Source organism: Streptomyces vietnamensis, from assembly GCF_000830005.1.
GTDB lineage: Bacteria > Actinomycetota > Actinomycetes > Streptomycetales > Streptomycetaceae > Streptomyces > Streptomyces vietnamensis.
On sequence record NZ_CP010407.1, the window covers coordinates 6774841 to 6795591 of the forward strand.

A 20751-nucleotide genomic window follows, 5' to 3' on the forward strand; every position below is an offset into this window, starting at 1 on the left:
AGCGTAGACAGCGGGAGACAATCCGGACTCAACCGAAAGTTTGATTGCGGAGCCATCCGTGGCGCGATGCCCGCGGGGCCCTCGCCGACCACTCTGGTCAGCATGTTCGTGGCATGGAGAGACCTGAGATTCGCCAAGGGGCGTTTCACCCTCATGGGCACCGTGATCGTGCTGATCACCCTGCTCGTGGGACTGCTGTCCGGGCTGACCGCCGGACTCGCGCGAGAGAACATCTCCGCGATCACCGGCCTGCCCGCCGACCGGCTGGCCTTCGCGGCGCCGCCGTCCGGGCAGTCGGCCTCCTTCACCAACTCGACGGTGACGGAGGAGCAGTGGCGCGGGTGGGCGGAGCGGCCCGGCGTGACGGAGGCCGACCCGCTCGGCATCCGTACCCTCAACGCCGCCGCCGGGGACCGCACCGCCGCCGTCTCCGCCTTCGGCACGGAACCGGACGCGGGCCTCGCCCCCGCAACCGTCGGCGCGGGCAAGGCCGTCCTGTCCGAGTCGGCGGCGGAGGAGCTGGCAGTGAAGGCCGGCGACACCGTCCGCCTCGGCCCGCTCGAGGTTACCGTCGCCGCGGTCTCCGGCGACGCCTCGTACAGCCACACCCCCGTGGTGTGGACCTCCCTCGACGACTGGCAGAAGCTCGGCCACAGCGGCCCCGCCTCGCGGGAGGAAGCCACCGTCATCGCGCTCAGCGGCGGCGACGACGTCGACTGGGCGGCCGGCGACAAGGCCGCCGGCACCGAGGCCCGCACCCTCGACGGGGCGCTCACCGCCATAGGGTCCTACCAGTCCGAGAACGGCTCGCTGCAGCTGATGCGCGGCTTCCTCTTCGCCATCTCCGCGCTCGTCATAGGAGCCTTCTTCACCGTCTGGACCATCCAGCGCAGCGGTGACGTCGCCGTCCTCAAGGCGCTCGGCGCCTCCACCCCGTACCTCCTCAAGGACGCCCTCGGGCAGGCCGTCCTCATGCTCACCGCCGGCACCGGGCTCGGCACCGCCCTCGCGGTCGGCATCGGCGCCCTCGTCAGCGGCGGGAACGTGCCCTTCGTCCTCGAACCGCTCACCGTCCTCGGCCCGGCCGCCGTGATCGTCGTCCTCGGTGTCCTCGGCGCCGCCCTGTCCATCCGGCGGATCACCGCCGTCGACCCCCTCACCGCCCTCGGGAGCGCCCGATGAGCCTCGTCCTCGACGCCGTCACCCTCACCTACCCCGACGGCGACGGCCGGCTCACCGCCCTCGACGCCGTCTCCCTCACCGTCCCCGCCGGTACGCTCACGGCCGTCGTCGGCCCGTCCGGCTCCGGCAAGTCCAGCCTCCTCGCGGTCGCCGCCACCCTGGTGACCCCGGACTCGGGGCGGGTCGTCGTCGCCGGTACGGAGACGGGGAAGCTCACCGCCGCCGCCAAGGCGGAGCTGCGGCGCGAGCACATCGGGATCGTCTTCCAGCAGCCGAACCTGCTGCCCTCGCTGAGCGCGGTGGAGCAGCTCCAGGTGATGGCCCATCTGTCGGGGCGGCCGCCGAAGTCCGTACGCGACCGGGCGCGGGACCTCCTCGACGCGGTGGGCCTCGCGGACCAGGCGCACCGGCGGCCGCACCAGCTGTCGGGCGGCCAGCGGCAGCGCGTGAACATCGCGCGGGCGCTGATGAACGAGCCGTCCGTGCTCCTGGTCGACGAGCCGACGAGCGCCCTGGACCACGAGCGGGGGGCGGCGGTCATGGACCTCCTGGCCACGCTGACGGCCGAGCGGGGGACGGCGACGGTCCTCGTCACCCACGACCGCACGCACCTGGCCCGCACCGACCACACCGTGACGGTGCAGGACGGGCGGCTGGCGGAGTCGGTCGACGCCTGAACCGCCCGGTGCGCCCGGTCCGTCCGACGGACCGGGCGCACCGGGAGCGGGTCCGCGGGGTCGGGCCTCGACCGCATGGTCGAGGCCCGACCCCGCGTCGGTCTCAGCCCTGGTGGTTGCCCGCGGTGTTCGCCAGGGCCGCCGACAGCTCGCGGGCCACTTCCTGGAGGATCGGGACGATCTTCTCCGTGGCCGCCTCGGTGACCCGGCCCGCCGGGCCCGAGATGGAGATGGCCGCCGCGGTGGGGGAGTCCGGTACGGAGACCGCGAGGCAGCGGACTCCTATCTCCTGCTCGTTGTCGTCGACCGCGTACCCCGTCTCGCGGACCGCGACGAGCGCGTCGAGGAAGCCTTCCGGGGTGGTGATGGTCTTCTCGGTCGCGGCCGGCATGCCGGTGCGGGCGAGCAGCGCGCGCACCTCCTCCGCCGGGGTGTACGCGAGGAGCGCCTTGCCGACGCCGGTCGAGTGCGGCAGGACCCGGCGGCCGACCTCGGTGAACATGCGCATCGAGTGCTTGGACGGCACCTGCGCCACGTACACGATCTCGTCGCCGTCGAGCAGCGCCATGTTCGCGGTCTCGCCGGTCTCCTCGACGAGCCGCGCCAGGTAGGGGCGGGCCCAGGTGCCGAGGAGGCGGGAGGCGGACTCGCCGAGCCGGATGAGCCGGGGGCCGAGCGCGTACCGGCGGTTGGGCTGCTGGCGCACGTAGCCGCAGGCGACGAGGGTGCGCATCAGGCGGTGGATGGTGGGGAGCGGGAGTCCGCTGCTGGCGGAGAGCTCGCTCAGCCCGACCTCGCCCCCGGCGTCGGCCATCCGCTCCAGGAGGTCGAAGGCGCGCTCAAGGGACTGGACGCCCCCGCTCGCGGCGGGCTTGGCGGCGTCGGTGGTGCTGGCGCTGGACGTCGGCACGTCAACGGTCCTTTCGGGGCAGGCGGGCAAGGCAGCAGCCTACCGGGCCGCCGGCCGGGGCACACGGTCCCGGTACCGGCGTCAGCGCCGGTCAGGGGGTGTTTGTCCGGTGTCGATGACGGCCCGGAGCGATCCGGGTCTGGCCCGCATGTGCGGAGCTACGTTCTACTGTACGGAATTTCCATTCCACTTTGTGGAAACATCCAAGTCGGGTTCGCCGACGGCCGATGCTGGAAGTGTGCCCTTGACGACCCGTCGCCCGGAAGTGAAGACTCCTTTTCAACAGTTCGTTGAAATTCCCGTTGAAGTGCATGAAGAAGGGGTACGGGTGGACGTCAACCTGGTCCTGCGTTCGACACGCGTCATCACCCCCGAGGGGACGCGACCGGCGTCGATCGCCGTCTCCGGCGGGACGATCGCGGCCGTGCTGCCGTACGACGCCGAGGTGCCCGCCGGCGCCCGCCTCGAGGACGTCGGCGACGACGTCGTCCTGCCCGGACTCGTCGACACCCACGTGCACGTGAACGACCCCGGTCGCACCGAGTGGGAGGGCTTCTGGACCGCCACCCGCGCCGCCGCGGCCGGCGGCATCACCACCCTGCTCGACATGCCGCTCAACTCGCTGCCCCCGACCACCACCGTGCAGCACCTGCGCGTCAAGCAGGAGGTCGCCCGCAGCAAGGCCCACATCGACGTCGGCTTCTGGGGCGGCGCCCTGCCCGACAACGTCAAGGACCTGCGCCCCCTCCACGACGCCGGCGTCTTCGGCTTCAAGTGCTTCCTGTCCCCCTCCGGGGTGGAGGAGTTCCCCGAGCTCGACCAGGAGCAGCTGGCCACCTCGCTGGCGGAGATCGCCGGCTTCGACGGCCTGATGATCGTGCACGCCGAGGACCCCCACCACCTGGCGGCCGCCCCGCAGCGCTCCGGCGGCGCGTACGCCGACTTCCTGGCCTCCCGCCCCCGGGACGCCGAGAACACGGCCATCGAGAACCTGATCAACCAGGCCCGCCGGCTCAACGCCCGCGTCCACGTCCTGCACCTGTCCTCCTCCGACGCGCTGCCGGCCATCGCCGCCGCCAAGGCCGAGGGCGTGAAGGTCACCGTGGAGTCCTGTCCGCACTTCCTCACGCTCACCGCCGAGGAGATCCCGGACGGGGCCACCGAGTTCAAGTGCTGCCCGCCCATCCGCGAGGCCTCGAACCAGGACGCCCTGTGGCAGGGGCTCGCGGACGGCACGATCGACTGCATCGTCTCCGACCACTCCCCGTCCACCGCCGACCTGAAGACCCCGGACTTCGCCTCCGCCTGGGGCGGCATCTCCTCCCTCCAGCTGGGCCTGCCCGCCATCTGGACCGAGGCCCGCCGCCGCGGCCACTCCCTGGAGGACGTCGTCCGCTGGATGTCCGAGGGCCCGGCCCGGCTCGCCGGACTGACCCGCAAGGGCGCCATCGAGGCCGGCCGCGACGCCGACTTCGCCGTCCTCGCCCCGGACGCCACCTTCACCGTCGACCCGGCCGACCTCCAGCACCGCAACCGGATCACCGCCTACGCGGGCAAGACCCTCGACGGCGTCGTCACCTCCACCTGGCTGCGCGGCGAGAAGATCGCCGACCACGGCACCCTCACCGAGCCCACCGGCCGCCTCCTCGAAAGGAACAACTGACGTGTCCATACCGAGCTTCACCGGTGACGCGAGCCCTTACGGCGGCGGCGACCCGTACGCCGACTACCGCACGGCCGACTTCCCCTTCACCCAGTACGCGGACCTCGCGGACCGGCGTCTGGGCGCGGGCGTCATCGCGGCCAACGACGAGTTCTTCGCCGAGCGCGAGAACCTGCTGAAGCCCGAGGCCGCCGAGTTCGACCCCGAGCACTTCGGCCACAAGGGCAAGATCATGGACGGCTGGGAGACCCGCCGCCGCCGTGGCGTCTCCGCCCAGCAGCCGCACCCCACCGAGGACGACCACGACTGGGCCCTCGTACGCCTCGGCGCCCCCGGCGTCGTCCGCGGCATCGTCGTCGACACCGCCCACTTCCGCGGCAACTACCCGCAGGCCGTCTCCGTCGAGGCCGCCTCCGTGCCCGGCTCGCCCTCGCCCGAGGAGCTCCTCGCCGACGACGTGAAGTGGACGACGCTCGTCCCGCGCACCGCGGTCGGCGGCCACGCCGCCAACGGCTTCGCCGTCGACGTCGAGCAGCGCTTCACGCACCTGCGCGTCAACCAGCACCCGGACGGCGGCATCGCCCGCCTCCGCGTCTACGGCGAGGTCGCCCCCGACCCGGCGTGGCTGGGCGTCCTCGGCACCTTCGACCTCGCCGCCCTGGAGAACGGCGGCCAGGTCGAGGACGCCTCGGACCGCTTCTACTCCCCGGCCACCAACACCATCCAGCCGGGCCGCTCCCGCAAGATGGACGACGGCTGGGAGACCCGCCGCCGCCGCGACAAGGGCAACGACTGGATCCGCTACGGCCTGGTCGCCGAGTCCGAGATCCGCGCCGTCGAGATCGACACCGCCTACCTCAAGGGCAACAGCGCCGGCTGGGCCGCCCTCTCCGTCGCCGCCGAGGGCTCGGAGGAGTGGACCGAGATCCTGCCCCGGACCCGCCTCCAGCCCGACACCAACCACCGGTTCGTGCTCGACACCCCGGCGGTCGGCTCCCGCGTCCGGATCGACATCTACCCGGACGGCGGCATCTCCCGCCTCCGTCTCTTCGGCTCCCTCACGGAGGCCGGTACGGCGCGGCTGACCGCCCGCCACCAGGAGCTCGGCGGCTAGCCGACTCCCCCTGAACTGGGCGGGTACGACACCCCGCCCGGCCCGCGAGGGCGCACCGGCCCGACAGCACCGGTGCGCCCTCGCGCCTCCTCTTTCTACGGGGCACGTTTCTACGGGGTCACGCGGCGTGCCCGCCGTCCACCGAGAACTCGGCGCCCGTCACGTACCGCCCGCCGGGCCCCGCCAGGAAGGCGACCATCGCCGCCACCTCGTCCGGGGTGCCGAAGCGGCCGAGCGCCGTCATGGCCGCCTGCCCCTCCGCGTACGGCCCGTCCGCCGGGTTCATGTCGGTGTCGACGGGGCCGGGGTGGACGATGTTCGCCGTGATGCCGCGCCCGCCCAGCTCCCGCGCGAGCGCCTTCGTCAGGCCGATCAGCGCGGCCTTGCTCATCGTGTAGAGGCTCCCGCCGGGGCCCGGCACCCGCTGGGTCATGCAGGTGCCGATCGTGACGATCCGCCCGCCCTCGGAGAAGCGCGCGGCGGCCGCCTGCGAGGCGAGGAAGGCCGCCCGGACGTTCACCGCGAGGACCCGGTCCACGTCCGCGAGGGAGAGCGACTCCAGCGGCCCGAGGACGCCCGCGCCGACGTTGTTCACCAGCACGTCGAGGCGGCCGAGGGCGTCCGCCGCCCACTCCACCGCACCCGCCGCGTCCCCGGCGTCGGCCGCGTCGGCCCGCAGGGGCAGCGCCCTGCGGCCGGCCGCCTCGATCCGCGCGGCGACCTCCTTGGCCCGCGCCTCGCCCTGGACGTAGGTGAAGGCCACGTCGGCGCCCTCCTGGGCCAGCCGCACCGCCGTCGCCGCACCGATCCCCCGGCTGCCACCCGTCACCAGGACCGCCGTGCCGTTCATCGTGGACATCCCGAAACCTCCGTGAGAGATACCGATTGGTTGCGGGTTCAATGAAAGTCGGCGGGGCGCCCCGACGCTGGCGGGAAACGGACACCGACCCGATCACCGATGACTTCTGCGGGGCGGTGGAGTCGGAAGGGGTGAGACACGATGGTCCGGAGAACAGAAAGGGCATCCGCCATGGCCACCCTCAGCCTCACCCAGTTCCTCACCCTCGACGGCGTCATCCAGGCCCCCGGAGGCCCCGAGGAGGACCCCAGCGGCGGCTTCGAGCACGGCGGCTGGTCCGTGCCGTTCGGCGACGAGGACTTCGGGCAGCGCATCACCGAGATCTTCGCCCGGCCGACCGCCTTCCTCCTCGGCCGCCGCACCTACGACATCTTCTCGGGCTACTGGCCCAAGCACGACGACCCCGCCGACCCCGTCGCCTCCAAGCTCAACCACCTCCCCAAGTACGTCGCCACGACCACCCTCACCTCCGCCGACTGGGAGAACACCACCCTGCTCCGCGGCGACGTCGTCAAGGAGGTCGCCGCCCTCAAGGACCGCCTCGACGGCGAGATCCAGATGCACGGCAGCGCCGGCCTCGCCCGCACGCTCCTCGACCACGATCTGATCGACACCCTTCACCTGCACGTCTTCCCCGTGGTGCTGGGCACCGGCCGCCGCCTCTTCACCGACGGGGTCCGCCCCAGCACCTTCCGCCTCGCCGACGCGCGCACCACCGCCGCGGGCGTCGCCCTCCACACGTACGAGCTGGCCGGTCGCCCCATCTACGGCAGCTACTGATCCGTACCGCAGGAATGGTGTAGCCACCACGGGTCCGCCCCGGTTACGGTGATCGCTCCGAGTGCGAGCCGTCGAAGTCTCCACCCCACCTCAAGAGTTGGAGAACCGGCCCGCGATGTCCGCTTCGTCGATCGCCGCACCCGTACCCCTCGGCGCCCCGCGCCGCGCCTGGCTCACCGACCTGCCCGTCCTGCTCGTCGCCGTCGTCTGGGGCGCCAGCTACCTCGCGGCCAAGGGCATCACCACCGGCCACACCGTCATCGCGGTCCTCGTGCTGCGGTTCGCCGTGGTGCTGCCCGTCCTCGCCGCCGCCGGGTGGAACAGGCTCCGGGCCCTGAGCGCGGCCCAGTGGCGCGGCGCCGCCACCCTCGGTCTGATCCTCAGCGGGATCTTCCTCCTGGAGACGTACGGCGTCGTCCACACCTCCGCCACCAACGCGGGCCTGATCATCAGCCTCACCATGATCTTCACCCCGCTCGCCGAGGCCGCCGTCACACGAGTCGCGCCGCCCCGCGCCTTCCTCGCCGCCGCCGCGCTCTCCGTCGCCGGCGTCGTCCTGCTGACCCAGGGAGGGGGTTTCACCACCCCCTCCCTGGGCGATCTCCTCATGCTGCTCGCCGCCCTCGCCCGTACCGTCCACGTCCTGGCCATGTCCCGGATCAAGGCGGTCCGGTCGGCCGACTCGCTCTCCCTCACCACCGTCCAGCTCGGCTCCGCCGTCGCCGTGTTCGCCGTCATCGCCGCCCTCCCCGGCACCGGCGCCTCGCCCTGGGCGGTGGCCCTCGACTTCGGCCCGCGCGAGTGGGCCGGGCTCCTCTTCCTCTCCGTCTTCTGCACGCTCTTCGCCTTCTTCGTCCAGATGTGGGCCGTCCGCCGCACCTCCCCGTCCCGGGTCAGCCTCCTCCTCGGCACGGAGCCGCTCTGGGCCGCCGCCGCGGGCATCGCCCTCGCCGGCGACCGCCCCGGCGCCCTCGGCCTCGCGGGCGCGATCCTCGTTCTCGCGGGCACCAGTTGGGGCCGTCGCACGGCCGGTCAGGACGCGGGGTAGGTTCTTCGGCCATGCGCTCACTGCCGTACGACATCGACTTCCGCGCCCGGGCCCGCCGCACCCGGGCATGGGGACTCGGACTCCTCGCCGTGGCCGTGCTCTTGTGGATCTGGCTCGCGGCACTCCTCTTCACGCCCTACCAGAGCGGCGAGTACGGCCGGGAGTGCACCTCCCGGTTCACCAGCGAGTACCTCCACGACAACGACAGCCGCTGCGTCGAGGAGCGCGACTGGCCCGAACTCCTCGCCGTCCTCGGCGCGTCCGTGCCCGTGGCCGTCATCGGCGCCGTCCTCTACACCAGCGGCTCCGTGTCCCACCGCATGGCCGAGCACCTCGCCGAGGTCACCCGCCTCAACGAGGCGAGCGCCTGACCGCCGGGAAGCACGCATCACGCCTTCGCTATTCGGCCCCCCGCGATCGCGAGGACGAGCCCGAGGACCGCGACGACGATGTTCGCGAACAGCTCCCGGCCCTCCAGGAACCCCACGTTCTCCGTGAGGAACCGGGTCAGCCCCATGAAGTGGAACCAGCCGCCCGTCAGCTCGCGGATCACCCCGGCGACCCCGGCCACGAGCAGCAGTCCACCGAGACCCTCAAGAAACCTCTTCATGAGCCGATCATGGCGAGGACGGCCGACCGGCCGCGTCCGCCGTTCGTCCACGGCGGCCGATACCAAAGTATCGACCTGCGCGACTCCCGTAGCAGGACGGCCCGCACGGCCGGTGGACCGCGCCTGACCTGCGTACATTTACGGACATGACTCGTACGGACCGGCAGCACCGGCTGCTCCCCTCCCACCTGGTCGAACCGGGCGGGAGCGGAGCGTCCCGGCCCCGCCGTACCGCCCGCGACTGGGTCGTGGACACCACGCTCTTCCTGCTCGCCGCGCTCGTCGGCCTCCTCGCCGCCGACGCGAGCGCGCAGTACACCAGCGCGACCGTCACCCTCCTCGACCAGCTCGCCGGCGCCGCCGCCTGCTGCGCCCTCTGGCTGCGCCGACGGTGGCCCGTGGGACTCGCCGTCGGCCTCTGCCTGGTGAGCGCCGTCGCCCCGGTCGCCGCGGGCGCCGTCCTCGCGAGCCTGTTCAGCGTCGCGGTACGCCGCCCCTTCCGCGAGGTCGCCTGGATCGGGGCGCTCGCCCTCGCCGCCTCCGTCACCCAGGTCTTCGTCCGCCCCGACCCCACCATCAACGTCGGCCTCGCCCTCGCCATCGGCTTCGTCTTCATCCTCCTCGTCACCGCCTGGGGCATGCTCGTCCGCTCCCGCCGCCAGCTCTTCGAAGCCCTCAGGGAACGGGCCCGCCGCGCCGAGTCCGAGGCCGAGCTGCGCGCCGCCCAGGCCCAGCGGCTCGCCCGCGAGGCCATCGCCCGCGAGATGCACGACGTCCTCGCCCACCGGCTGACGCTGCTCAGCGTGCACGCCGGAGCCCTGGAGTTCCGGCCGGACGCCCCGCCCGAGCAGATCGCCCGCGCCGCCGGAGTCATCCGCGACAGCGCCCACGAAGCCCTCCAGGACCTCCGCGAGATCATCGGCGTCCTGCGCGCTCCCGGCGAGAACGGCGACGGCGACCGGCCCCAGCCCACCCTCGCCACCCTCGACGCGCTGGTCGACGAGTCCCGCGAGGCCGGTGCCGACGTCGTCCTCGACACCACCGTCGACGACCCGGCCGCGGTGCCCGCCGCCACCGGCCGCACCGTCTACCGCATCGCGCAGGAGGCCCTCACCAACGCCCGCAAGCACGCCCCCGGCACCACGGTCACCGTCACCGTCCGCGGCCAGCCCGGCGAAGGCCTCACCGTCGACATCCACAACCCGGCCCCCGCGGGCCCCGTGCCCCACGTCCCCGGCTCCGGCCAGGGCCTCATCGGCCTCACCGAACGCGCCGCCCTCGCCGGCGGCCGGATGGAGCACGGCCCCGCTCCCGACGGCGGATTCGCCCTGCACGCCTGGCTACCGTGGCCCCCATGACCATCCGGCTGCTGATCGTCGACGACGACCCCCTGGTCCGCGCGGGCCTCACCCTCATGCTCGGCGGCGCCGACGACCTCGAGATCGTCGGCGAGGGCGCCGACGGCCGCGAGGTCCCCGAACTCGTCGCCCGGCACGCCCCGGACGTCGTCCTCATGGACATCCGCATGCCCCACGTGGACGGCCTCACCGCCACCGAACGCCTCCGCGCCCTCCCCGGCGCCCCCGAGGTCGTCGTCCTCACCACCTTCCACGCCGACGAGCAGGTGCTGCGCGCCCTGCGGGCCGGTGCCGCCGGCTTCGTGCTGAAGGACACCCCGCCCGCCGAGATCGTCGCCGCGGTCCGCCGGGTCGCCGCGGGCGACCCCGTCCTCTCCCCGGCCGTCACCCGCCAGCTCATGACCCACGTCGTGGAGCGGCAGCCGGAACGGCCGCGGCGCGCCACGGCCGCCGCCCGCCTCGCCGAACTCGCCGACCGCGAGCGGGAGGTGGCCGTCTCCGTCGGGCACGGCCGGTCCAACGCCGAGATCGCCGCCGAGCTGTACATGGGCGTCCCCACGGTCAAGGCCCACGTCTCCCGGATCCTCGCCAAGCTCGGCCTCAACAACCGTGTCCAGATCGCACTCCTCGTCCATGACGCGGGCCTCGTCGACACGGAGGAAAGCGACTAGTCGGATAGTCTTCTTCGATGTCCGTCATCGAACTGGGGGAGTACGGCGCGGACTTCACCGCGAACCCGTACCCCTACTACGCCAAGCTCCGTGAAGCAGGTCCCGTCCACGAGGTACGGATGCCCGACGGCTACCAGTTCTGGCTGGTCGTCGGTCACGAGGAAGGGCGCGCGGCGCTCACCGATCCCCGGCTCGCCAAGTCCCCGTCCGTCATCGGCGTCCGGCCGCCGGAGGAGGACATCATCGGCGTCCACCTCCTCGCCGCGGACGCCCCCGACCACACCCGGCTGCGCCGCCTGGTCACGGCGGAGTTCACCGGCCGCCGGGTCGAGAGCCTGCGCCCCCGCATCGAGCGGCTCACCCACGAACTCGCCGACGCCATGGAACCGGCCGGCCGTGCCGACCTCGTCGACGCCTACGCGTTCCCGCTGCCGATCACCGTCATCTGCGAGCTGCTCGGCGTCCCCGCCGAGGACCGCGAGACCTTCCGCGGCTGGTCGAACGAGCTCGTCACCCCGACCGGCGAGCGCGGCATCCTCGACGCCCTGGAGGGCTTCGGCGGCTACCTCGACGGGCTCATCGAGGACAAGCGGGCCGCAGGACCCGCCGACGACCTGCTCTCCGGCCTGATCGCCGCCCGCGCCGAGGACGGCGACCGGCTCTCCGGACCCGAACTCCGCGCCATGGCCTACCTGCTGCTCATCGCGGGCCACGAGACCACCGTCAACCTGATCTCCAACACCGTGCGCAACCTGCTCACCCACCCCGAGCAGCTCGCCGCCCTGCGCGCCGACCCGAGCCTCCTCGACGGGGCGATCGAGGAGTCCCTGCGGTACGACGGGCCGGTGGAGACCGGCACCTTCCGCTTCACCGCGGAGCCCGTCACCATCGGCGACACCGTCATCCCGGCGGGGCAGAGCGTCCTGGTGGCGATCGGCGCGCTCGACCGGGACCCGGCCCGCTTCCCCGAGCCCGACCGCTTCGACATCCGCCGCGACACCAGGGGCCACCTCGCCTTCGGCCACGGCATCCACTACTGCCTGGGCGCCCCGCTCGCCCGCCTGGAGGGCAGGATCGCCCTCCGGACGCTCCTGGACCGCTTCCCCCGGCTCGAACTCGACCCCGAGGCCGAGCCCTGGGAGTGGCTGCAGGGCCTCCTCATGCGAGGCGTCCGACGCCTCCCGGTCCGGTGGTGACCCGGGTCTAGGGCCTGTCCGACCATTCCCGTGGGATCAGGCCGGGCGGGCCGGACCCGACGCGAATGGTCGGACAGGCCCTAGAGGGCCACCGGCCGCCGCTCCCGCCGCGAGCGCTCGCACGCCTCGGCGATCCGGAGCGCCGCCAGGGCCTCCCGGCCGTCACAGGGGTTGGGCGCCTCGCCGCGCACCAGGCGCACGAAGGCGTCCAGCTCCGCCTCGTACGCGGGGGCGAACCGCTCGAGGAAGCCGGGCCAGGGCTTCTCGGGTGCGGGCGGGCCCTGCGGTTCCACCGAGGCGAGCGGGGACCGGTCGTCCAGGCCCACCACGATCTGGTCCCGCTCGCCCGCCAGTTCCATGCGGACGTCGTACCCGGCGCCGTTGCACCGGGTCGCGGTCGCCGTCACCAGCGTGCCGTCGTCCAGGGTGAGCACGGCCGCGGCCGTGTCCACGTCGCCCGCCTCCCGGAACATGGCCGGGCCCGCGTCGGAGCCCGTCGCGTACACCTCGACGACCTCCCGCCCGGTCACCCAGCGGACGATGTCGAAGTCGTGCACGAGACAGTCGCGGAAGAGACCGCCGGAGAGCGGCAGGTACGTGGCGGGCGGCGGCTCCGGGTCGGAGGTGACCGCCCGTACGGTGTGCAGCCGGCCGAGCCGCCCCGACCGCACGGCCTCCCGCGCGGCCAGGTACCCCGCGTCGAAGCGGCGCATGAACCCCAGTTGGAGCACCGTGCCGGCCTCCGCCACCGCGTCGAGCGCGGCGAGGGTCCCCGGCACGTCCAGGGCGATCGGCTTCTCGCAGAAGGCCGGCAGGCCCGCCCCGGCGGCGCGGGCGATCAGCTCCGCGTGCGCGGCCGTCGCCGAGGCGATCACCACGGCGTCCAGGGCGTGCCCGAGCAGCGCGTCCACGTCCGGCGCCACCTCCGCCCCGAGCGCCCCCGCCACGCCGGCCGCCCGGACGGCGTCCACGTCCGCCACCACCAGCGACTCGATCTCCGGGTGCCGGGCCAGCACCCCCGCGTGGAAGCTCCCGATCCGTCCCGTACCGATGAGTCCGATGCGCATGGCCCCACCGTGGAGTCCGGTGCCCCGAGTGTCAAGGATTTGTCAGGACAACCGGACGTCACGACTTCCCGTCATCAGCTTCCTGTCCTCAGCGCCCCGGGCTACGCTCCCCCCGTGTCCAAGCAGTCCGGATCCCCCCTGCCCCCGCTCTCCGTGGACCGCACCAGTCCGGTTCCGCTCTACTTCCAGCTCGCCCGGCAGCTGGAGAGCGCCGTGGAGAACGGGACGCTGACCCCGGGCACGCTCCTCGGCAACGAGATCGACCTCGCCACCCGTCTGGGCCTCTCCCGGCCCACCGTCCGCCAGGCCATCCAGACCCTCGTCGACAAGGGCCTCCTGGTCCGCCGCCGGGGCGTCGGCACCCAGGTCGTGCACAGCAGGGTCCGCCGCCCGATGGAGCTCAGCAGCCTGTACGACGACCTCGCCGCCGCCGGGCAGCGCCCCGCCACCCGGGTCCTGGTCAACCGTCTCGAATCCGCCGCGGGACCGGTCGCGGCCGCCCTCGGCGTACCGGAGGGCACCGAGGTCCGCTACCTCGAACGGCTCCGTACCGCGCACGGCGAGCCCATGGCGTACCTCTGCAACCACCTCCCCGCCGGGATCGTCGAGCCCGACACCGAACAGCTGGAGACCACCGGCCTCTACCGCATGCTCCGCTCCGCCGCGCTCACCCTGCACAGCGCCCGGCAGGCCGTCGGCGCCCGCGCCGCGACCGCCGAGGAGGCCGCGCTCCTCGACGAACCGGAGGGCGCGCCGCTGCTCACCATGGAGCGCGTCACCTTCGACGACACCGGACGCGCCGTCGAGTACGGCTCCCACCTCTACCGGGCGACCCGCTACTCCTTCGAGTTCCAGCTGATGGTCCGTCCGTAGCCACTCGAGGGGGCCCCTGACCAGTGCCAAGACCCGCATGACCGATACTGCAATGCACGCAGAAGGACACAAAGGAGGGCACGGTCCCGTGACCAGGCTTCGGACAGGAGGGGTACGCGCCGCAGTCGGCGCCGTCCTCGCCCTCGCACTCACCGCGGCGCTCGCCGGGTGCAGCAGCACCGGCGGCAAGCGGGCGGAGGACGCCCGGAAGGCCGCCGAGGCCCAGGGCAGGGCGGCCGTCGACACCCCCCGGTGGACCTTCGCCATGGTGACCCACTCGGGCGACGGCGACACCTTCTGGGACATCGTCCAGAAGGGCGCCAAGCAGGCCGCCGCGAAGGACAACATCAACTTCCTGTACGCCCACAACGACGAGGCCCAGCAGCAGGCGCAGCTGATCGACTCGTACGTCGCCAAGGGCGTCGACGGACTGATCGTCACCCTCGCCAAGCCCGACGCCATGAAGGCCGCCGTCGAGAAGGCCGTCAAGGCCGGCATCCCGGTGATCACCGTGAACTCGGGCGCCGAGCAGTCCAAGGCCTACGGGGCGCTCACCCACATCGGCCAGGACGAGACCGTCGCCGGCGAGGCCGTCGGCGAGGAGCTCGACAAGCGCGGCAAGAAGAAGGCCCTCTGCGTCCTGCACGAGCAGGGCAACGTCGGCCACGAGCAGCGCTGCGCCGGCGTGAAGAAGACCTTCGACGGAGAGCTCGTGAACCTGTACGTCGACGGCACCAACATGCCCGACGTCAAGGCCTCCATCGAGGCCAAGCTCCAGTCCGACAAGGCGGTCGACGCCGTCGTCACCCTCGGCGCCCCCTTCGCCGACACCGCCGTCCAGGCCGCGAAGAGCGCCGGCAGCAAGGCCGAGGTCGACACCTTCGACCTCAACGCCAAGGTCGCGAGCGCCCTGGAGGCCGGCACCCTCGGCTTCGCCGTCGACCAGCAGCCCTACCTCCAGGGCTACGAGGCCGTCGACCTGCTCTGGCTCTACCGCTACAACGCCGACGTCCTCGGCGGCGGCAAGCCGGTCCTGACCGGCCCCCAGATCATCACCAAGGACCAGGCCGCCGCGCTGAAGCAGTACGCGGATCGGGGCACCCGATGAGCTCCACCGCCCCGCCCTCGGACGGCGTCGACCACGTCGACGAACGGCTCCTCCGCACCACCCCGCTGAAGAAGCTGCTCGCCCGCCCCGAGCTCGGCTCGGTCGTCGGCGCGATCGCCGTCTTCGCCTTCTTCGCGGTGGTCGCCGACAGCTTCCTCAAGCCCTCCAGCCTCGGCACCGTCCTCTACGCGGCCTCCACCATCGGCATCATGGCCGTCCCGGTCGCCCTGCTGATGATCGGCGGCGAGTTCGACCTCTCCGCCGGTGTCCTGGTCACCAGCTCCGCGCTCGTGTCCTCGATGTTCAGCTACCAGATGACGGCGAACGTCTGGGTCGGCGTCGGCGTCTCGCTGCTCGTCACCCTCGCGATCGGCGCCTTCAACGGCTTCATGCTGACCCGCACCAAGCTGCCCAGCTTCATCATCACGCTCGGCACCTTCCTCATGCTGACCGGCCTGAACCTGGGCCTCACCAAGCTGATCAGCGGCACCGTCTCCACCAAGAGCATCGCCGACATGGAGGGCTTCCCCTCCGCCAAGAAGCTCTTCGCCTCGGAGTGGACGATCGGCGGCGTCGAGTTCAAGGTCACCATCCTGTGGTGGCTCGCCCTCGTCGCGCTCGCCACCTGGATCCTGCTCCGCACCCGCTTCGGCAACTGGATCTTCGCCGTCGGCGGCGGCGCCGACGCGGCCCGCGCGGTCGGCGTCCCCGTCTACCGCACGAAGATCGGCCTCTACATGGGCGTGGCCTTCTGCGCCTGGATCTCCGGCCAGCACCTGCTCTTCTCCTTCGACGTCGTCCAGTCGGGCGAAGGCGTCGGCAACGAGCTGATCTACATCATCGCGGCCGTCATCGGCGGCTGCCTGATCACCGGCGGATACGGCTCGGCCATCGGCTCGGCGGTCGGCGCCCTCATCTTCGGCATGACCAGCAAGGGCATCGTGTACGCCGAGTGGAACCCGGACTGGTTCAAGTTCTTCCTGGGCGCGATGCTGCTCCTCGCGACCCTTCTGAACGCCTGGATCCGCAAGCGCGTGGAGGCCACGAAATGACCACTCCGCTGGTGGAGCTGGCCGACGTCAGCAAGTACTACGGCAACATCCGCGCCCTCGAAGGGGTCTCCCTGGAGGTCCGCGCGGGCGAGATCTCCTGCGTCCTCGGCGACAACGGCGCCGGCAAGTCCACCCTCATCAAGATCGTCGCCGGCCTCCACCGGCACGACGCCGGAACCTTCCGCATCGAGGGCGAGGAGGTCGCCCTGGCCAACCCGCGCGACGCCCTCGACCGGGGCATCGCCACCGTCTACCAGGACCTCGCCGTCGTCCCCCTCATGCCGGTCTGGCGGAACTTCTTCCTCGGCTCCGAGCCCACGAAGGGCAAGGGCCCCTTCAAGCGCCTCGACGTCGAGCAGATGCGGACGACGACCCGCGAGGCGCTGCTCCGCATGGGCATCGACCTGCGTGACGTCGACCAGCCCATCGGCACCCTCTCCGGCGGCGAGCGCCAGTGCGTGGCCATCGCCCGCGCCGTCCACTTCGGCGCCAAGGTCCTCGTCCTCGACGAGCCGACCGCCGCGCTCGGCGTCAAGCAGTCCGGCGTCGTCCTGAAGTACGTCGCCGCCGCCCGTGACCAGGGTCTCGGCGTGGTCCTCATCACGCACAACCCGCACCACGCCTACCTCGTCGGCGACCGGTTCGTCCTCCTCAAGCGGGGCGTCATGGCGGCGAGCCACACCAAGGAATCCGTCACCCTCGACGAGTTGACCCGGCAGATGGCGGGCGGCAGCGAGCTGGAGGACCTGCGCCACGAGCTGGAGCGGCCGACCGGCACGTAACGGCCCCTTGACACCCCACCTGGCAGAATCGGAGCCGATGAGTACCTACCGTGACCTCGCACACCGGGGATCCGCCCGCGGGACCGTGCTGCGCACCGTCGGGACCCGGGAGCGGCGCTCCCACCTGACGGCGCCCCGGGTGCCGACCGTCGGCATCGACATCGGCGGTACGAAGGTGATGGCCGGCGTCGTCGACGCCGACGGCAACATCCTGGAGAAGCTCCGCACGGAGACCCCGGACAAGTCCAAGAGCCCCAAGGTCGTCGAGGACACCATCGTCGAACTCGTCCTGGACCTCTCCGACCGGCACGACGTGCACGCCGTCGGCATCGGCGCGGCCGGCTGGGTCGACGCCGACCGGGCCCGGGTCCTCTTCGCCCCGCACCTCGCCTGGCGCAACGAACCCCTCCGCGACGCCCTCCAGGGCCGCCTCGCCGTCCCCGTCATGGTCGACAACGACGCCAACACCGCCGCCTGGGCCGAGTGGCGCTTCGGCGCCGGACGCGGCGAGGACCACCTCGTCATGATCACCCTCGGCACCGGCATCGGCGGTGCCATCCTGGAGGACGGCCAGGTCAAGCGGGGCAAGTTCGGGGTCGCCGGAGAGTTCGGCCACATGCAGGTCGTCCCCGGCGGCCACCGCTGCCCCTGCGGCAACCGCGGCTGCTGGGAGCAGTACAGCTCGGGGAACGCGCTGGTCCGCGAGGCCCGCGAGCTGGCCGCCGCCGACTCCCCGGTCGCGTACGAGATCATCGAGCGGGTCAAGGGGAACGTCTCCGACATCACCGGCCCCCTCATCACCGAGCTCGCCCGCGAGGGCGACGCCATGTGCGTCGAGCTGTTCCAGGACATCGGCCAGTGGCTCGGCGTCGGCATCGCCAACCTCGCCGCCGCCCTCGACCCCTCCTGCTTCGTCATCGGCGGCGGCGTCTCCGCCGCCGACGACCTGCTCATCGGCCCCGCCAGGGACGCCTTCCGCCGCCACCTCACCGGCCGCGGCTACCGTCCCGAGGCCCGCATCACCCGCGCCCAGCTCGGCCCCGAGGCCGGGATGGTCGGCGCCGCCGACCTCGCCCGGCTCGTCGCCCGCCGCTTCCGCCGCGCCAACCGGCGCCGCGTCGAGCGGTACGAACGGTACGAGCGCTACGCCCAGGCCCTGCGCAACGGGACCTCGGGCCGGGCCGCACGCACCCCCGAGGACCCCCCTTCATGACCCTGCCCCACCAGTCCACCCCGCCCCGCATACCGCAGGACAAGCTGCCCGAGGACCACCGGCACATGATCCGCCGCCGCTGGCTGACGGCCGTCATCATCGTGCTCCTCGTCGGCATCCCCGCCGGCTACCTCGTCATCTCCGCGGGCCAGAGCCGGGACAGCGGCCGCGACAAGGAGCGCGAGTCCTCGGCGGCCGGCCTCCAGGACAACTGGCCCTCGCTGATGAAGCGCAGCGTCTTCGAGATCCCGATCCCCTCCGGGGCCTGGGGCGTCGCCTACTACGAGACCAGCAACTGGAAGACCAGCCGGCTGTACGTCCAGTTCACGACGACCGCCGGCGGCCTCGACGCCTTCCTCGCCGAGTCCGGCACCGCGCGCTCCGCGCTCACCCCGGGCCGGATCACCGTCGGCGAGCGCGACGCCGACATCGCCGGCTGGACCTTCGCCGCCGACACGACCTGGGCGGGCACCGTCGTCACCCGCGAGGACCCGCGCCCGCGCACCGACATCACCGTCGACCTCACCGAACCCGCTTTTCCCCGCGTGTACGCGGTCTCCACCACCAGCCCCTGAGCCGACCCGGGTGTTCACTCCGTGGACAGGTGGTTGCGGTGCTTCCGGTTGGTGCTAGGGTCCCGTCCATGCAGCGCACCACCACCCTCGCCATGATGCGAATGATGCCCCGAACTTCGGAGGCGCTTCGCTAGCGAAGCCGTGCGCGCACAGGATTGCGACGGACCCTCCGGAAACGGAGGGTCCGTTTTTTGTTTCCCCCGACTTCTTTTCCCCAGCTCGACAGAAGGCGAAGAACCCGCCATGACCCGTCTACCGGTCGTCTCCCTCACCGACTGCGCCGATGCCAACGCACTGGCCCGGCAGTCCACCCGTATCGCCACCCTCTTCGGCGCCACGCCGACCGTTCTGCCGCTGACGGGACCGGACCCGGAGGGCGCCGCCGCCCTCACCCTGCTCGACCTGCTGCGCTCCACGGACCTGATCGGCGGGCCGACGCAGCCGGTGGTGGTCCTGGTCAACATCGCCCCGAGGGACGGGCACTGGCCCAACGGCGTGCCGTTCTGCTGGTTCCGGCACGGGGAGCACCTGGTCATCAGCACGCTGAACCACCGGGTCCTCGCCCCGCTGGCGGCCTACCTGGGCGTCACCGAGGTCCACGTCACCGACGTCCGCGAGGTGCTGGAGGCCGCTGCCGCCGGATGGGCCGAGCTGGCGCCGGCCGAGATCGAGGAGATGGTGCGGACCCAGTTCCGCAGCCTGTGGTACGTGCCCCTGCTCGCCCGCTGGCTCGCGGACGGCCACGAGGTGCCCGCGCGGCCGCAGGCGGTCCAGCCGCCCGTCGCACGCGAGGTGCGGGTCGCGGTCGTGGACAACTTCGGCAACTGCAAGCTGGACCTGCCGGCCGTCGAACTGCCCGGCTACGACGGCGAGAAGGGGCTGCTCGTGCACAACCGGCACGAGGGCCGCGACGTCGAGGTGCGATGTTACGACCGGCTCCCCGACGTCCCTTACGGCGAGCCCGGAATCACCGTCGGAAGCTCCGGTGTCGGCTTCGCCGAACTGGTGATCCGCGGCGGTTCCGCGGCCGACGTGTTCGGTCTGCACCAGGGCGACCAGGTGTTCGATCTCACCAGCTGATATCTCTATCCCACCTCCCTTTCCCGGACCTCTCCCGAAGGACCCCCCGATGTCCCGTACCCGGATAGCCGTCGCGGCCTCCGCCGCCGCCACCGCCGTCGTCCTGGCCGCGGCCGGCTGCGCGCCCCAGCCCCAGAGCACCACCCCCGGCGCGGCCGGTTCCGCCAAGGCCGCCGACTGCACGACCGGCAGCCCGAGCCTCCACAAGCCCGGCCAGCTGACCGTCGCGACGGATTCCCCCGCCTACGAGCCGTGGTTCGACAGCAACACCCCGTCCAACGGCAAGGGCTTCGAGAGCGCGGTGGCCTACGCGGTGGCCGGCAAGCTGGGCTTCGCGAAGGACCAGGTGAAGTGGGTCGTCGAGCCCTTCGCGCACTCCTACGCCCCCGGCGCGAAGTCCTACGACTTCGACATCAACCAGATCTCCATCACCCCGCAGCGCGCCAAGGCCGTCGATTTCTCCGGCAGCTACTACACGGCCAGCCAGGCCGTCCTGACGCTGAAGGACTCGAAGTTCGCCGACGCCACGTCCCTGAGCGCCTTCAAGGGCGCCAAGATCGGCGTGCAGGTCGCCACGACCAGCTACCAGGCCGTGCTCGACCAGCTCAAGCCCGCGCAGAAGCCGAGCGTCTTCAACACCACCAAGGACGAGGTCACCGCGCTGACGAACGGTCAGATCGACGCGATCGTCACCGATCTGCCCACCGTGTTCTACCTGGCCGGCGCGGAGCTCGACAACGGCAAGATCGTCGGCCAGTTCGGCTACGCGGGCGGCACCCCCGAGGAGTTCGGCCTGCTGCTGCCGAAGAACAGCGGCTACACCTCCTGCGTGGACAAGGCCCTGAGCGCCCTCAAGGCCGACGGAACCATCGCCAGGCTGACCAAGCAGTGGCTGTCCGCGTCGGCGAACGTCCCCGAGCTGAAGCAGTAACG

Annotated in this window: 22 protein-coding genes; 18 read left to right on the plus strand and 4 right to left on the minus strand. The window is 72.3% G+C overall.

The window, feature by feature from the left end:
• The first annotated feature begins 102 nt into the window (after positions 1-102).
• Together SVTN_RS30400 and SVTN_RS30405 are read left to right on the plus strand one after the other, a co-directional pair.
• Entirely contained in the window at positions 103-1182 is a 1080-nt protein-coding gene (locus SVTN_RS30400; RefSeq protein WP_041134400.1) for an ABC transporter permease, read from the plus strand.
• Positions 1179-1859, plus strand: coding sequence for an ABC transporter ATP-binding protein (locus SVTN_RS30405; protein WP_041131961.1), 681 nt, complete (start codon positions 1179-1181; stop codon positions 1857-1859). Before SVTN_RS30400 ends, SVTN_RS30405 begins: the two co-directional genes overlap by 4 nt.
• 103 nt (positions 1860-1962) lie before the next feature.
• Here SVTN_RS30405 and SVTN_RS30410 read toward each other — a convergent pair whose 3' ends face one another.
• Complete coding sequence (locus SVTN_RS30410; RefSeq protein ID WP_041131962.1) at positions 1963-2769, minus strand: IclR family transcriptional regulator; 807 nt, start codon at positions 2767-2769, stop codon at positions 1963-1965.
• 328 nt (positions 2770-3097) lie between these two features.
• Here SVTN_RS30410 and allB point away from each other — a divergent pair, with 328 nt between their 5' ends.
• On the plus strand, positions 3098-4432 hold the full coding sequence (allB, locus tag SVTN_RS30415) for an allantoinase AllB (RefSeq protein ID WP_041131963.1): 1335 nt from the start codon (positions 3098-3100) through the stop codon (positions 4430-4432).
• 1 nt (position 4433) lies between these two features.
• Complete coding sequence (gene alc, locus SVTN_RS30420; RefSeq protein ID WP_041131964.1) at positions 4434-5546, plus strand: allantoicase; 1113 nt, start codon at positions 4434-4436, stop codon at positions 5544-5546.
• A gap of 118 nt (positions 5547-5664) precedes the next feature.
• Here alc and SVTN_RS30425 read toward each other — a convergent pair whose 3' ends face one another.
• Positions 5665-6405 carry an SDR family NAD(P)-dependent oxidoreductase gene (locus tag SVTN_RS30425; RefSeq protein ID WP_041131965.1) on the minus strand — a complete coding sequence of 247 codons (741 nt, stop codon included), beginning with the start codon at positions 6403-6405 and terminating at the stop codon, positions 5665-5667.
• 171 nt (positions 6406-6576) lie between these two features.
• Between SVTN_RS30425 and SVTN_RS30430 the strand changes: the two genes are divergently transcribed.
• The 3 genes from SVTN_RS30430 to SVTN_RS30440 all read left to right on the plus strand — a co-directional run bounded on the left by SVTN_RS30430 (position 6577) and on the right by SVTN_RS30440 (position 8604).
• Entirely contained in the window at positions 6577-7185 is a 609-nt protein-coding gene (locus SVTN_RS30430) for a dihydrofolate reductase family protein (RefSeq protein ID WP_041131966.1), read from the plus strand.
• Between the two features lie 115 nt (positions 7186-7300).
• The gene (locus SVTN_RS30435) at positions 7301-8233 is read left to right on the plus strand and encodes a DMT family transporter (protein WP_041131967.1); all 933 of its coding nucleotides are present in this window, start codon (positions 7301-7303) and stop codon (positions 8231-8233) included.
• Positions 8234-8244: 11 nt separating this feature from the next.
• Positions 8245-8604 (plus strand): hypothetical protein, encoded by a 360-nt coding sequence (locus SVTN_RS30440; RefSeq protein ID WP_041131968.1) that lies wholly within the window; start codon positions 8245-8247, stop codon positions 8602-8604.
• Between the two features lie 17 nt (positions 8605-8621).
• On the opposite strand, the gene SVTN_RS30445 is transcribed toward SVTN_RS30440, so the two are convergent.
• On the minus strand, positions 8622-8843 hold the full coding sequence (locus tag SVTN_RS30445) for a hypothetical protein (RefSeq protein WP_041131969.1): 222 nt from the start codon (positions 8841-8843) through the stop codon (positions 8622-8624).
• 146 nt (positions 8844-8989) lie between these two features.
• On the opposite strand from SVTN_RS30445, the gene SVTN_RS30450 reads away from it, so the two are divergent.
• From SVTN_RS30450 to SVTN_RS30460, 3 genes are read left to right on the plus strand one after another with little or no spacing between them, the layout of a single operon-like run.
• Positions 8990-10201, plus strand: coding sequence for a sensor histidine kinase (locus tag SVTN_RS30450; protein WP_041131970.1), 1212 nt, complete (start codon positions 8990-8992; stop codon positions 10199-10201).
• Entirely contained in the window at positions 10198-10872 is a 675-nt protein-coding gene (locus SVTN_RS30455) for a response regulator transcription factor (protein WP_041131971.1), read from the plus strand. The genes SVTN_RS30450 and SVTN_RS30455 overlap by 4 nt, the downstream gene beginning before the upstream one ends.
• A 17-nt stretch (positions 10873-10889) precedes the next feature.
• Positions 10890-12068, plus strand: a complete 1179-nt coding sequence (locus tag SVTN_RS30460) for a cytochrome P450 family protein (protein WP_041131972.1) — start codon at positions 10890-10892, stop codon at positions 12066-12068.
• An 80-nt stretch (positions 12069-12148) separates the two neighbouring features.
• On the opposite strand, the gene SVTN_RS30465 is transcribed toward SVTN_RS30460, so the two are convergent.
• Positions 12149-13135, minus strand: coding sequence for a Gfo/Idh/MocA family protein (locus SVTN_RS30465; RefSeq protein ID WP_041131973.1), 987 nt, complete (start codon positions 13133-13135; stop codon positions 12149-12151).
• 153 nt (positions 13136-13288) lie between these two features.
• On the opposite strand from SVTN_RS30465, the gene SVTN_RS30470 reads away from it, so the two are divergent.
• From SVTN_RS30470 to SVTN_RS30505, 8 genes are all read left to right on the plus strand, one after another.
• On the plus strand, positions 13289-14008 hold the full coding sequence (locus SVTN_RS30470; RefSeq protein ID WP_041131974.1) for a GntR family transcriptional regulator: 720 nt from the start codon (positions 13289-13291) through the stop codon (positions 14006-14008).
• Between the two features lie 88 nt (positions 14009-14096).
• Positions 14097-15116 (plus strand): sugar ABC transporter substrate-binding protein, encoded by a 1020-nt coding sequence (locus SVTN_RS30475; RefSeq protein WP_041131975.1) that lies wholly within the window; start codon positions 14097-14099, stop codon positions 15114-15116.
• Positions 15113-16168 carry an ABC transporter permease gene (locus SVTN_RS30480; RefSeq protein ID WP_041131976.1) on the plus strand — a complete coding sequence of 352 codons (1056 nt, stop codon included), beginning with the start codon at positions 15113-15115 and terminating at the stop codon, positions 16166-16168. Before SVTN_RS30475 ends, SVTN_RS30480 begins: the two co-directional genes overlap by 4 nt.
• A complete protein-coding gene (locus SVTN_RS30485; RefSeq protein WP_041131977.1) occupies positions 16165-16950 on the plus strand; it encodes an ATP-binding cassette domain-containing protein in 786 nt (261 codons plus the stop codon). The genes SVTN_RS30480 and SVTN_RS30485 overlap by 4 nt, the downstream gene beginning before the upstream one ends.
• Positions 16951-16987: 37 nt before the next feature.
• Positions 16988-18163, plus strand: coding sequence for an ROK family glucokinase (locus tag SVTN_RS30490; RefSeq protein ID WP_041131978.1), 1176 nt, complete (start codon positions 16988-16990; stop codon positions 18161-18163).
• Positions 18160-18738, plus strand: coding sequence for a hypothetical protein (locus SVTN_RS30495; protein ID WP_041131979.1), 579 nt, complete (start codon positions 18160-18162; stop codon positions 18736-18738). Before SVTN_RS30490 ends, SVTN_RS30495 begins: the two co-directional genes overlap by 4 nt.
• A gap of 243 nt (positions 18739-18981) precedes the next feature.
• On the plus strand, positions 18982-19818 hold the full coding sequence (locus SVTN_RS30500; protein WP_041131980.1) for an SAM hydroxide adenosyltransferase: 837 nt from the start codon (positions 18982-18984) through the stop codon (positions 19816-19818).
• 49 nt (positions 19819-19867) lie between these two features.
• The gene (locus tag SVTN_RS30505; RefSeq protein WP_041131981.1) at positions 19868-20749 is read left to right on the plus strand and encodes an ABC transporter substrate-binding protein; all 882 of its coding nucleotides are present in this window, start codon (positions 19868-19870) and stop codon (positions 20747-20749) included.
• Positions 20750-20751 lie beyond the last annotated feature (2 nt).

Bases quoted from the DNA above. Each gene is read 5' to 3' on its own strand.
- SVTN_RS30440 (WP_041131968.1), top strand. From the start codon at position 8,245: ATGCGCTCACTGCCGTACGACATCGACTTCCGCGCCCGGGCCCGCCGC.
- SVTN_RS30450 (WP_041131970.1), top strand. From the start codon at position 8,990: ATGACTCGTACGGACCGGCAGCACCGGCTGCTCCCCTCCCACCTGGTC.
- SVTN_RS30465 (WP_041131973.1), bottom strand. From the start codon at position 13,135: ATGCGCATCGGACTCATCGGTACGGGACGGATCGGGAGCTTCCACGCG.
- SVTN_RS30460 (WP_041131972.1), top strand. From the start codon at position 10,890: ATGTCCGTCATCGAACTGGGGGAGTACGGCGCGGACTTCACCGCGAAC.
- SVTN_RS30495 (WP_041131979.1), top strand. From the start codon at position 18,160: ATGACCCTGCCCCACCAGTCCACCCCGCCCCGCATACCGCAGGACAAG.
- SVTN_RS30425 (WP_041131965.1), bottom strand. From the start codon at position 6,405: ATGTCCACGATGAACGGCACGGCGGTCCTGGTGACGGGTGGCAGCCGG.
- SVTN_RS30435 (WP_041131967.1), top strand. From the start codon at position 7,301: ATGTCCGCTTCGTCGATCGCCGCACCCGTACCCCTCGGCGCCCCGCGC.
- SVTN_RS30480 (WP_041131976.1), top strand. From the start codon at position 15,113: ATGAGCTCCACCGCCCCGCCCTCGGACGGCGTCGACCACGTCGACGAA.
- SVTN_RS30430 (WP_041131966.1), top strand. From the start codon at position 6,577: ATGGCCACCCTCAGCCTCACCCAGTTCCTCACCCTCGACGGCGTCATC.
- SVTN_RS30455 (WP_041131971.1), top strand. From the start codon at position 10,198: ATGACCATCCGGCTGCTGATCGTCGACGACGACCCCCTGGTCCGCGCG.
- SVTN_RS30445 (WP_041131969.1), bottom strand. From the start codon at position 8,843: ATGAAGAGGTTTCTTGAGGGTCTCGGTGGACTGCTGCTCGTGGCCGGG.
- SVTN_RS30490 (WP_041131978.1), top strand. From the start codon at position 16,988: ATGAGTACCTACCGTGACCTCGCACACCGGGGATCCGCCCGCGGGACC.
- SVTN_RS30485 (WP_041131977.1), top strand. From the start codon at position 16,165: ATGACCACTCCGCTGGTGGAGCTGGCCGACGTCAGCAAGTACTACGGC.
- SVTN_RS30500 (WP_041131980.1), top strand. From the start codon at position 18,982: ATGACCCGTCTACCGGTCGTCTCCCTCACCGACTGCGCCGATGCCAAC.
- SVTN_RS30505 (WP_041131981.1), top strand. From the start codon at position 19,868: ATGTCCCGTACCCGGATAGCCGTCGCGGCCTCCGCCGCCGCCACCGCC.
- SVTN_RS30405 (WP_041131961.1), top strand. From the start codon at position 1,179: ATGAGCCTCGTCCTCGACGCCGTCACCCTCACCTACCCCGACGGCGAC.
- SVTN_RS30400 (WP_041134400.1), top strand. From the start codon at position 103: ATGTTCGTGGCATGGAGAGACCTGAGATTCGCCAAGGGGCGTTTCACC.